Source organism: Polaribacter sp. (genome assembly GCF_039939415.1).
GTDB lineage: Bacteria > Bacteroidota > Bacteroidia > Flavobacteriales > Flavobacteriaceae > Polaribacter.
In genome coordinates this window covers 1-2,281 of record NZ_JBDVJE010000004.1, presented here as the reverse complement: position 1 = coordinate 2,281, position 2,281 = coordinate 1, and the positions used below count along the sequence as shown (strand labels likewise).

Below are 2,281 nucleotides of genomic sequence, written 5' to 3'. Positions count from 1 at the left end.
AGAATTACAAAATGATAACCCTATACCACCTCCACTTACATTACCATCTTGATTTCCTAATTGATAAAATCTTTCGAAAATATTTTTTAACTTTTCTTTAGGAATTCCTTTACCAGTATCTACAACATCAATTTTAATGTTTTTAACTCCGTCTTCATAAACTATTGAAGCATCTATATTTATAGTTCCTTGAGCAGGTGTATTTTTAAACGAATTAGAAAGTAGGTTAAAAAGTATTCTTTCTAGTTTTTCTACATCGATTATAATTACTTCATTTGGTGAACTAATTTTATAGTAAAAATTAACGTTTTTTTCTAATGCGTAATTTTCAAAAGCTTCTGTTGTTGGATATAAAAAATCGCCTAAAGTAGATTTTGTAAAATTTAAATTTAGAAAGCCTTGTTCTGCCTGTCTAAACGTTATTAACTGATCTATTAAACTTAGTAGCCTATGTGTATTTCTCTTAATAATTGATAAAAATCGTTCGTTTTCTGGGTTGCTATTGTTTTCTATAACTCTATCTAAAGGACCAGAAATAAGTGTTAAGGGCGTTCTAAACTCATGAGATAAATTTGTGAAATATCTAAATTTACCTTGATTAACTACTTCTACTCTATCTTTATCTATTTGTTCATAGATTAATTTTTGCTTTAATTTTTCATGCCTTACAAAGTAATAAACAATGCCAACTCCTACACCTAAAAAAAGTAATGCCAATAAAGAGTAACTCCACCAAGTTTGATACCAAAGAGGCAAAACAATTAAGGTTAATGTTTTTGTGGAGTCGCTCCAAACACCATCTCCATTAGCAGATTTTACTTTTAATTGGTATGTACCAGCAGATAAATTAGTATACGTGATACCAGATTTACCTTTATTAATTTCTACCCAATCTTTATTAAAACCTTCTAATTTATATGCTATTTTATTTTTTGCTGGTGCAGATGTGTGCTCTGCAACAATATTAAAAGATATAATTCGCTGGCTTTTACTAACAGTTAAAGTATCTGTTTCTGAAATAGCTTTTTTAAGAATTACAATATCATTTAATTTTTCACCTATTCTTACAGGTTTATTATTTATTAATAAAGATGTTATTAAAACTTTTGGAGGCTGTACATTTAAAATCATTTTCTTCGGATCAAAAACAGTTAAACCATTTAAGCCACCAAAATACATAAATCCAGATTTTCCTTTTGTATACGCAGATTGTCTAAAGTTATTGTGAAACAAACCATCACTTACATCAAAAACATTTACTTTGTTTGTTTCTTTATTAAAACGAACCAATCCCATATCTGTACTAATCCATAAATCATCGCTATCATCCTGAGCTAAAATTCCATAAATAGCATCATCTGGCAAGACATCGTTTTTTCTAAAATAATCCATTTTTACAGGGTTGTGATTACTATCTAGGGTTAGCTTATTTAAACCTCCACCAAAAGTACCAATCCAAATATTCTTTTTATCATCTTCATAAAGTGTAAAAACTCTATTGTAACTTATTTTACTATTTCCTTTTTTATTTTTTTGATATTGCCTTATAACTTTAATTATTCCATCTTCATATTTACACTGTAACAAGCCATAATCTGTACCAAACCATAATTGATTGTTACTATCTTGCAAAAAACATTGTACTCTACTAGTTGCTATTTTTAGGCTCGATTTTATTTTAATTTTTGGAATTCTTTTTTGCTCTATTTCTTTCCATGGATTTTCTATTACTAAAATTTTATTACCAGTAAAAACAATATCTGTTTCATTTATTTGAGCAATTTTTCTTGTTAAAAACAATTGATCTAAACCTTCTTTTGATAAAAACTGAATTTCTTTAAAGTCTTTTTTTATGGGGCTGTATACAAATACTTTTTTGTCTGTACCCAACCAAATATAGTTTCTTTTATCTTGATAAATACACCTTATAATATCGTTATCTTCAATAGACAATTTATGCTGTAGATCTTCGAATTTAATTTTATCTAAATTATTTTCATTAATTTGATCTATGCTTCTAAATAATTTTGTATTGTATCCAGAAATCCAAATTTTACCATTATTATCTTCTAAAATTGATGTTATTAAATTATCACCAATAGAAAACTTATTGTAAGGGTTATTAGTGTAAGAGTAGAATGGTTTTTGAAAAAGGTCTAATTTATTAATTCCTCCTTGAGCAGTACCCACCCAAAGCACATTAAAACTATCTTGATAAACGGCATTAATTTGATGACTACTTATGCTATTTTTATTCTTAGGTTCGTAATTAAAGTGACTA

General features: G+C 27.3%; 1 protein-coding gene. It reads right to left on the bottom strand.

Features of this window, described 5'->3' with window-relative positions:
• On the bottom strand, positions 1–2,281 hold a 2,281-nt coding region (locus ABJG40_RS00350; RefSeq protein WP_348022589.1), incomplete at both ends, for a two-component regulator propeller domain-containing protein.